This is a genomic window from Nocardiopsis sp. NPDC006139 (assembly GCF_040614155.1).
Lineage (GTDB): Bacteria > Actinomycetota > Actinomycetes > Streptosporangiales > Streptosporangiaceae > Nocardiopsis > Nocardiopsis changdeensis.
In genome coordinates this window covers 58,209-65,370 of sequence record NZ_JBEXTT010000033.1, presented here as the reverse complement: position 1 = coordinate 65,370, position 7,162 = coordinate 58,209, and the positions used below count along the sequence as shown (strand labels likewise).

Annotated in this window: 11 protein-coding genes; 9 read left to right on the top strand and 2 right to left on the bottom strand. The window is 67.6% G+C overall.

The genetic code is table 11. From position 1 onward, the window contains the following. The first annotated feature begins 46 nt into the window (after positions 1–46). Positions 47–1,576: a recombinase family protein gene (locus ABZ249_RS30330; RefSeq protein WP_355269619.1), complete on the top strand. Its 1,530-nt coding sequence runs from the start codon at positions 47–49 to the stop codon at positions 1,574–1,576. Positions 1,577–1,710: 134 nt separating this feature from the next. On the opposite strand, the gene ABZ249_RS30325 is transcribed toward ABZ249_RS30330, so the two are convergent. Beyond that, complete coding sequence (locus ABZ249_RS30325; RefSeq protein ID WP_355269617.1) at positions 1,711–2,037, bottom strand: hypothetical protein; 327 nt, start codon at positions 2,035–2,037, stop codon at positions 1,711–1,713. A 241-nt stretch (positions 2,038–2,278) separates the two neighbouring features. Next, positions 2,279–2,833, bottom strand: a complete 555-nt coding sequence (locus tag ABZ249_RS30320; protein WP_355269615.1) for a helix-turn-helix transcriptional regulator — start codon at positions 2,831–2,833, stop codon at positions 2,279–2,281. 165 nt (positions 2,834–2,998) lie between these two features. Here ABZ249_RS30320 and ABZ249_RS30315 point away from each other — a divergent pair, with 165 nt between their 5' ends. The 8 genes from ABZ249_RS30315 to ABZ249_RS30280 all read left to right on the top strand — a co-directional run bounded on the left by ABZ249_RS30315 (position 2,999) and on the right by ABZ249_RS30280 (position 6,979). Next, the gene (locus ABZ249_RS30315) at positions 2,999–3,256 is read left to right on the top strand and encodes a helix-turn-helix transcriptional regulator (protein WP_355269613.1); all 258 of its coding nucleotides are present in this window, start codon (positions 2,999–3,001) and stop codon (positions 3,254–3,256) included. Continuing rightward, on the top strand, positions 3,256–3,504 hold the full coding sequence (locus tag ABZ249_RS30310) for a hypothetical protein (protein ID WP_355269611.1): 249 nt from the start codon (positions 3,256–3,258) through the stop codon (positions 3,502–3,504). Before ABZ249_RS30315 ends, ABZ249_RS30310 begins: the two co-directional genes overlap by 1 nt. A 73-nt stretch (positions 3,505–3,577) precedes the next feature. Next, a complete protein-coding gene (locus tag ABZ249_RS30305) occupies positions 3,578–3,835 on the top strand; it encodes a hypothetical protein (protein ID WP_355269609.1) in 258 nt (85 codons plus the stop codon). After that, complete coding sequence (locus ABZ249_RS30300) at positions 3,832–4,263, top strand: hypothetical protein (protein ID WP_355269607.1); 432 nt, start codon at positions 3,832–3,834, stop codon at positions 4,261–4,263. The genes ABZ249_RS30305 and ABZ249_RS30300 overlap by 4 nt, the downstream gene beginning before the upstream one ends. Further along, the gene (locus tag ABZ249_RS30295) at positions 4,256–4,651 is read left to right on the top strand and encodes a hypothetical protein (protein WP_355269605.1); all 396 of its coding nucleotides are present in this window, start codon (positions 4,256–4,258) and stop codon (positions 4,649–4,651) included. The genes ABZ249_RS30300 and ABZ249_RS30295 overlap by 8 nt, the downstream gene beginning before the upstream one ends. Then, positions 4,648–5,589, top strand: a complete 942-nt coding sequence (locus ABZ249_RS30290) for a lambda-exonuclease family protein (protein WP_355269603.1) — start codon at positions 4,648–4,650, stop codon at positions 5,587–5,589. The genes ABZ249_RS30295 and ABZ249_RS30290 overlap by 4 nt, the downstream gene beginning before the upstream one ends. Then, on the top strand, positions 5,589–6,608 hold the full coding sequence (bet, locus tag ABZ249_RS30285) for a phage recombination protein Bet (protein WP_355269601.1): 1,020 nt from the start codon (positions 5,589–5,591) through the stop codon (positions 6,606–6,608). The genes ABZ249_RS30290 and bet overlap by 1 nt, the downstream gene beginning before the upstream one ends. Further along, entirely contained in the window at positions 6,533–6,979 is a 447-nt protein-coding gene (locus ABZ249_RS30280; RefSeq protein WP_355269599.1) for a DUF4326 domain-containing protein, read from the top strand. The genes bet and ABZ249_RS30280 overlap by 76 nt, the downstream gene beginning before the upstream one ends. The last annotated feature ends 183 nt before the right edge of the window (positions 6,980–7,162 follow it).

Here is a 7,162-nt window from a genome sequence, read left to right as displayed (position 1 = left end):
GCCGTTCAACACTGGCTAGTCACAGCGTTTCGTCTATCATAACCTCATGCCCTCCTCTTTGGCGAGACTTCCAGCTCAAGCACGGGTCATCCTCTACGCCCGCGTCTCCAAGGACCAGCACGAAGGCCGGTCCGTGGCCCAGCAGCTCAAGATCGGCCGCCGCGTCGCCGACGACCGCGACTGGGAGGTCGTCGGCGAGTTCTCCGACAACGACCGGTCCGCGTCCCAGTACGCGAAAGGCGCTCGGGAGGACTGGCCGAAGGTCGAAGCCCTCATCCAGGAGGGCGGCGCGGACGTGCTGTGGCTATGGGAGCTGTCCCGCGGCACTCGTGACCGTGTGGTGTGGGCGCACCTGGTCGCGGCCTGCCAGGAGCACCGCATGTGGATCGGGTTGGACGAAGACCTGTGGGACACCACCAACCCCGACCACATGAAGTACCTGGATTCGCTGATGGTCGACGCGATCCACGAGGCTGGGAAGACCCGCAAGCGCATCCACCGAGACCAGATGGACGCAGCGGAGGCGGGCCGCCCGCACGGCAAGCTGCACTTCGCGTACCGCCGCGAGTACGACCCGGACACAGGGCGTCTCCTCCGCCAGGTTCCGGATGAGGAAAAGGTCAAGCTCCTCATGGAGATCCGGCGGCGGCTACGGGAGGAGCGCCACCACCCGATCAAGGTCGCCGAGTGGCTGAACAGTGAGGGTGTGCCAACGCCCCGCGGACGCCGCCGGGGGGAGCGGTACACGCGCCGCAACGGCACCCAGGCCGTCGCCCAGGGGTGGACGATGGAAACCATCCGGCAGATCTTCGCGTCGACCAGCCTGATCGGTGTCCGCAGCCACAAGGGGGAACGCAAAGCCCGTGGCTGGGAGGGGATCCTGACCGAAGCGGAGTGGGAGGAGATGCAGCAGATCCTGAGCTTCCCTGGTCCCGAGTGGCCTCGGACGGCGCCTCGGGACGGGTCGGCGCGGGCTCTGCTTTCAGCGATCGCGACCTGCGATCCCTGCGGGTCGACCATGTACCTCCAGTGCTGGGAAGGGAGCAGCCGGTCACCGTATTACCGGTGCTCGCGCATGTTCTACGGGGAGACGCAGGGTCATGTGTGCCGGGCGATCTCCCGTTTGGATGCCCAGATGCGGGAGGCCGTGATCGAGCGGTTCGCGGACCCGGATGTGCTGAGCGCGTTCACTGCCGGCGGCCCGTCGTCAGAGGAGATCGAGTCGGCGGTGGCGACGGTGGAGTCGTTGCGGTCCGAGTTGGAGGAGTTGTACGCGGAGGTCGAGGCGGGGGAGACGTCACGGGCGATGGCGAAGGCCGATGAGCGTCGATTGAAGGCTCAGATCGCTGAGTGGCAGCGTCGGGCTCGCCCGGTGTTGGTGGATCCGCTGGTGGAGGAGTTGGCGGCCGGGTCGGTCGACGCTGTCGCGGCGGTGTGGGACGGGTGGTCTTTGGAGCAGCAGCGTGCGGCGGTGCGGTTGGTGACGGAGGAGGTCCGGATTCTGCGGGTGGGCAATGTCGGTCGGAGGAAGCTGTCGTTGGAGGAGTCGATGAGGATCGTGTGGGCGGGGGAGTAGGCCCTGAGGTACGACGAAGCCCCAGCGTCCGGCTGGGGCTCTCGTGTGAGAGGGGTTGTCCCGTTGGGTGGATGGGAGGGCGAGGGGAGGGAAGGGTGTGGTCGCCCCGGGGGAAGTCGGGGCGTTCACGGGGGCTAGCGGGTGGGACTGTAGTCCACTCCGGGGACCCGCATGGCGTGCGGGACCGACGGGGGGAGGGCGGGGATGGTGACGATTCCCGGCTCGATTGCCGCGAGGACGCTGACCGGATCGGCCAGCAGAGCAGAGAAATCGATGTCCGCGTCGGGAGGAACCCAGGGGGTTCCCCAGCCGGCGGCCTCGTAGGCGTGGAGCTTGCGCGCTATCTCCTGGATGCCTTCGACGGTGGGCGCGCCAGGGTGGACGGTCACGAGCGTCCACAGGTCACAGCGTGTGACGTCGATGAGTGAGTGGTAGGGGTCGATCACCTCCGCGATCTGCATGAGTACGGGACGATACAGGTCTTGCGTTCGAACATAGGGCAAAACGGACTTTCCCCCCTCCTGCCTCGGTTTTCACACCCCATTGTGTGATGACCGGGCGGATTATTGACCATAGGTACGAACGGGGTTCGGGGGAAGCCTTGTGGACGTCCATAAAAAGTAAAATCGCCCTCCGTAACCAGATTGGATACGGAGGGTAGTAAAAGCTGGCCTGAGAAAACCCCGGGGTCACTGTGAGTGATTACCCCAGGGTGTGCAGCCGCTCCGCTAGAGCCGCGTTGGCCTGAGCCATCCTCAGGGCCATCATCCGCCTCAGCTTCGGTAGCGCCTCCTCGGGGCTGACGTCTGTTCCGAGGGTTCCTTCGAAGCTGACGCCGCTGACGGTCAGTTCGAAGGTTCGCGCGTCCTTCTCATCTCGCCACCTGAGTTCCTCGCCCTCCGCGACGGGACCATCCGGGCCGATGATCTCCGCATCCCACCCAGGCAGCCCCTCCGGAGAAGCGTCTGGAAGCGAACTGAGCTCGGAGAGCTTCTCGGCTGCATCCTCGCGGCCGGCCTCTATGAGCTGATCCTCTGTCACGCCGACGGTGCGGGCCATGGCTGCGACGGTGTCGGCTGGGCCTCGCACGGGCACGTAGGTGCCTTTGGTGACGATCTGGTACCCGTTGACGATTTGACGCCACCGGCCTTCGCTGATTCCGGATTGCTTGGCTGCTTGGCGAGCGGAAAGCCCGATTCGGATGAGGGACGTCCGAATCAGCTCTCCTTCGCGCGTGGGTGTGGGCTTCTCGCTCATGCGAGAAAGCTTCGCACACCTTCGCACCCATGGGGAGATCAGGGTAGGCAAAACTTCGCTGGAGCCAGTAAACCGTCACCTTCCTGAGACGTCTTATGCGAAGGTTCGCGCGAAGATGCGCGTGAACCTATTGAACTTCGCACCACTTCGCACTATGGTCGTGGCATGGCCACCAACCAACGGAAGCGCGGGAAGTTGCCCCGCGACCACGACCCGGCGGCAGTCAAGCGGGCGAGGGAGCTGGCTGGCTTGACCAAGACGCAGGTAGCTCGCGCGCTGGAGGTCTCAGTGAGCCTCATCAGCGAAATCGAATCCGGGTCACGTAACGCCACTCCGGCGAACTTGAACCGGCTCTCCGAAGTACTCGGCTGTCCTCGCGCCCTTCTGGAACGCAAGCAGGACCAACTCGAAGGAGGCGAGTAGTGGAAACCCCCGATCTCGCCAGCGTCATTGCGGACGCCGCGCCGCTGATCGACGCCCGGGTCGCCCTCACAGGCCGGCCGCGCGAGGTGTACGAGACCTACCTGACGCGCCCCCCGATCCCGGGGCAGACGTGGGAGGACGCGATCTTCCTCCGCCGTGGGGTTCTCGCGCTCGGACTGCTGCCGGACTCGGCAGTTCGCCAGCTCCGGCCGATGTGGCCGGGGACCCCCCAGGCCCCCGCGGCCTGACACGAAAGCGCCCCCGCCCGGATAGCGCCCGGACGAGGGCATTGGCACCCACCAACTGAAAGAAGGAAGTGCCGTGACCAATCGTATCCCGACCGAGCAGAGGGTGGTCCTCCCGCTCTCCGCGGACGTGGACATGCGTGTCCGCGATGGTCTCCCCGCCCTGGTGGTGACCGCTCCCGACGGCAGCACCGTGACCCTCACCTTCCCCGACGGTCACCCCGGTGACGTGGCCGCGACCCTGTCGGCCATGGCCGGCGCGGTCCGTGACGCGGAGCAGGAGTGCATGACCCGGGAGCTCCAGTACCTCTGGGAGCAGGAGGTTGTGCGATGACCGCCGCCGGACTGCACCACCTGCCCGAGCCCGATCACGCCGCTGTCGACGCCCTGATCGCGACCCTCGCCAGGCTCGGCATCCCCGTGACCCCCGGACAGGCGGCGAAGATGCACACCGCCCACGAGTTCGGGTTGCTGATGGGCGAGGACGGCATCGGCCGGGTCCTTGTGGACTCGTCGCCGAAGGCTCGGGCGGCTCGCGCTCGCCAGCAGATGCGCGCCCACCGCGCGGAGGCTTCGGCGGAGACGAAGTTCCACAACTCGCAGCCCCACTCCGCCGAGTTCCGCCTGTGGAAGGTGGACGCCGACGGGCTCGGGTTCACCTGCCGCCGTGGCCACCACATGGGCGGGTTCATCGATTCGCGGCAGACCACTGAGGCCGCCGTCGCCCACCACAAGCAGTGCCGGGAGGTCTCCGATGTCTGAGCGCATCCAGTACCCGACCGTCGCGGACACCCGTGACGCCCTGGACCAGATCATCACCGCTGCGACCGCGGCACGCGAGTACACGGGCCTGTACGAGGCGGTGTACGCCGACGACATCAGCGAGGAGTTGGTGCTCGCGTTGGAGCACATCGCGTCGGTGGCGCGGGGTGCGGCGAAGCGGCAGTCGTCCTCGCATGAGCGGGTGGCGGCTTTGGCGGACAGCGTGACCGCGGACCTGGAGCGTCTGCCCGTGGCAGGCGATCTGCTGATGTCGCCTCCGGAGGTCGACTCGGTGTGGCCTGAGGCCAGCGACGTCGACTTCGGTCCGCTGGTGGCCGACCATGACGCCGCCCAGGCTGACTGGATGACCGAGGAGGACGACCAGTGACCGCCATCGACACCCCGACCGGGCGCCTGCTCGGGTCGTGGGAGCCCGGCTCCCCGGAATGGCACGAGGCTCGCCGCTCCCGCCTCGGCGGGTCCGACATGGCCGCCGTGCTCGGACGATCCCCGTGGACGTCCCCGTACCGGCTCTGGCACCTCAAGGCGGGGCTCGTGTCCGACGGTGAGACCACGGACGCGCAGGCTCGGGGCCACTACCTGGAGGACGGTATCCGCCGCTGGTGGGCCGACCAGAACCCCGAGTACGAGGTCGTCACGGGCGGCACCTACACCCACGTTGAGCGCGACTACCAGCTCGCAAACCCCGACGGACTCCTCCTCCAGGACGGCAAGCCAGTCGGGATCCTGGAGATCAAGACCGACGGCCAGGACGACTCCGACACCTGGGGCCACTCCGGCACCGACGAGATTCCCCTGTACTACCGGACGCAGATCCAGTGGTACATGGACACGCTCGGTCTGCCCGTCGCGCACGTCGCGGTGCTGACCGCCCGCCTGGAGTTCCGGTCTTACGTGGTCCACCACGACCCCGAGGCCGCCGCGATCCTGCGGTTCAAGGCTGAGGAGTTCATCGACTCCCTGATGTTCAACACCCCTCCTGCGTTCGACGGTGCGGAGTCCACGTACCAGACGGTGCGGCAGTTGCACCCGCAGATCCAGCCCGTGGACGTGGAGCTCACCTACGAGGAGGCCGCCGCGTACTGCTCCGCGAAGCACGCGCTGAAGGCGGCGGAGGAGCGCGAGCTCTACGAGCGGTCCGTGCTCGCGGACCGGATGGGTGACGCCAAGCGCGCCCGCTACCTCGGCATGACGATCGCGAACCGCCAGTCCCGGGGCGGCGGCGACCCGTACCTGGTCGCCGGTCGCAAGCTCCCGGACATGCCCGCCCCCGCCCGCACCGACCAGGAAGAAGAGGCCGCGTGATGACCGCTACGACCGAACTCGCCGTCACCAACACCGGTGTGCTGGCGTTGGACCCGCACCAGACCGAGTGGACCCAGCCGCAGAAGGCCGCGCTCGCGCAGATCGGTATCGCCGACGCCCCGCAGGGCGACCAGCTGGTGTTCCTGCACTACGCCCAGCGCACCGGCCTCGACCCGTTCGCGCGGCAGATCTACATGATCGGCCGTAAGGAGTGGAACCCGCGCACCCGCGAGGAGACCTGGAAGTACACGATCCAGGCCGGCATCGACGGGCTGCGGGTCATCGCGGAGCGCACCGGCCGGTACGAGGGCCGCACCCCCATCTCCTGGTGCGGTGAGGACGGCGTCTGGCGGGACGTGTGGCTGGACAAGAAGCGTCCCCCGGTCGCTGCCCGCTGCGGGGTGTACAAGCAGGGGTTCCGTGAGCCGACCGTGGCGGTGGCGGTGTTCGAGGAGTATGCCGCCCGCAAGAAGGGCGGGGAGCTGATGGCGCTGTGGGCGTCCAAGCCCTCCCACATGATCGGGAAGGTCGCTGAGGCGCTGGCGTTGAAGGCGGCGTTCTCGCAGGATCTGGCCGGGATCTACACGCCGGAGGAGATGGAGCGGGAGGACCGCACGGAGGAGCCGACGGTGGGCCAGGCGGGGGAGACGATCCAGACCGCCGCTGCTGCGCAGGTCGGCATGTACACGCCGACGTCGGAGCCGATGATCTCCAACGAGCAGAAGAGCGAGATCTTCGGCCGGATCCAGGACCTGGGCTTTGGCAGGGACGAGGGACTCGCTATCTGGGCTGAGGCGGCCGGGCGCGAGGTCCCCACCATGGGTCTCCTGAGCGCCGCTGAGGCGGAGAAGGTCATCGACGAGCTGGTTCGGCGCAAGCGTCAGCGCGACGAGCCGGAGATGGTCGACGCGGAGATCGTGCCGGACGAGCCCCGACGGGACCCGTGGGGCGTGGAGCAGCCGCACGGTGTGACGCCGGAGGAGCAGCAGGACACCTACGCCGAAGAGGTGGCGTCGTGAAGCCGTCCCGTATCCAGTTTCGCCACGCCAAGGGGTGGTGCGCACCTGAAGGCGCCGTCTACGTGGGCCGTGGAACGAAGTGGGGCAGCCCCTACCGAGTCCGGATCGACTTCAAGGGCGACAGCCGAACCTACCGGGTCATCGACGCCCAAGGGCGGACGGTGAAGGCCGGAATGCCCAGGGCCCTTGACGCCATCCGCATGTGTTCGGACACCTGGCTGGCTGACTTGCGAACGATCCCGCACGACTCGGAAGTCGCTGCTCGGGTTCGGGCCGAACTGGCTGGCCGGGATCTCATGTGCCCCTGTTCGGCGGAACGTGAGTGCCACGCGGACGTACTCCTCGACCTCGCGAACGGGGGTGCGTCGTGAAGCTCTCCCTGCCGAAGCGCAAGGCCCGCGCCGCTGAGATCGAACGCCGCACTGTGCAGGTCGTCCCCGAGAACGCTCCGCCGCCCGCTCCGGCCCCGCAAACTGACGCCCCGTGTGGCGCCTGCGACGTACCCCGGGATGTCCACGGGATCCGGTACGCGCACGAGGTCGGCCACCACGAAT

Coding starts and splice junctions, on each gene's coding strand:
- ABZ249_RS30330 (WP_355269619.1), top strand. CDS start 47: ATGCCCTCCTCTTTGGCGAGACTTCCAGCTCAAGCACGGGTCATCCTC.
- ABZ249_RS30325 (WP_355269617.1), bottom strand. CDS start 2,037: ATGCAGATCGCGGAGGTGATCGACCCCTACCACTCACTCATCGACGTC.
- ABZ249_RS30320 (WP_355269615.1), bottom strand. CDS start 2,833: ATGAGCGAGAAGCCCACACCCACGCGCGAAGGAGAGCTGATTCGGACG.
- ABZ249_RS30315 (WP_355269613.1), top strand. CDS start 2,999: ATGGCCACCAACCAACGGAAGCGCGGGAAGTTGCCCCGCGACCACGAC.
- ABZ249_RS30300 (WP_355269607.1), top strand. CDS start 3,832: ATGACCGCCGCCGGACTGCACCACCTGCCCGAGCCCGATCACGCCGCT.
- ABZ249_RS30295 (WP_355269605.1), top strand. CDS start 4,256: ATGTCTGAGCGCATCCAGTACCCGACCGTCGCGGACACCCGTGACGCC.
- bet (WP_355269601.1), top strand. CDS start 5,589: ATGACCGCTACGACCGAACTCGCCGTCACCAACACCGGTGTGCTGGCG.